Origin of the sequence: Segeticoccus rhizosphaerae (assembly GCF_009192725.1) — a bacterium.
GTDB lineage: Bacteria > Actinomycetota > Actinomycetes > Actinomycetales > Dermatophilaceae > Segeticoccus > Segeticoccus rhizosphaerae.
Genome location: NZ_VOHR01000746.1, coordinates 1 through 520 on the forward strand (window position 1 = coordinate 1; position 520 = coordinate 520).

A 520-nucleotide genomic window follows, 5' to 3' on the forward strand; every position below is an offset into this window, starting at 1 on the left:
CGATGGCCGTTAAAGAAGGCGCGCGGCAGAGGCATCGCAGGCTACGCAAGGAAGCATTTCTGAAAAATGCGACCGAAGTTCTGTCCAGGCAGGGCTTCTATCAATTCTCGATGAATGAGCTCGCTCAGGATCTCGGTACAAAGAAGATCGTACTCTATCGCTATTTCGATTCCAAAGACGATCTCATCATCGAAGTGCTGCAGCGAGCGTCAGACATGTTTCTCGCGATCGATGCGCTGGAATATCCGAGCTGGGAAGATGCCCTGAAAGCCATTGTCAGGGCATGTCGAAAGGAGCCGGGAGCCATGCGGATCCTTGCCAGACATGCCGCGCATGATCCGGAGCTGTCCATATATTTCGAGCGATACAAAGATGTCGTTGCGGAACGAACCGCCGAACGCCTGATGCGCAGATTGGCGAATCCGATAAGGGGACCGGTCGACTACAAATTTTGTGGTGAGGCGATCGCGAACTTCCTGATCGACACGATTTCCAATTGGCTCGACCATGGCGATGTCAG

At 53.3% G+C, this 520-nt stretch carries 1 protein-coding gene; it reads left to right on the plus strand.

What is annotated here, in order from left to right; genetic code table 11:
* On the plus strand, positions 1 to 520 hold a 520-nt coding region (locus tag FRW57_RS22790; protein WP_152187152.1), incomplete at both ends, for a TetR/AcrR family transcriptional regulator.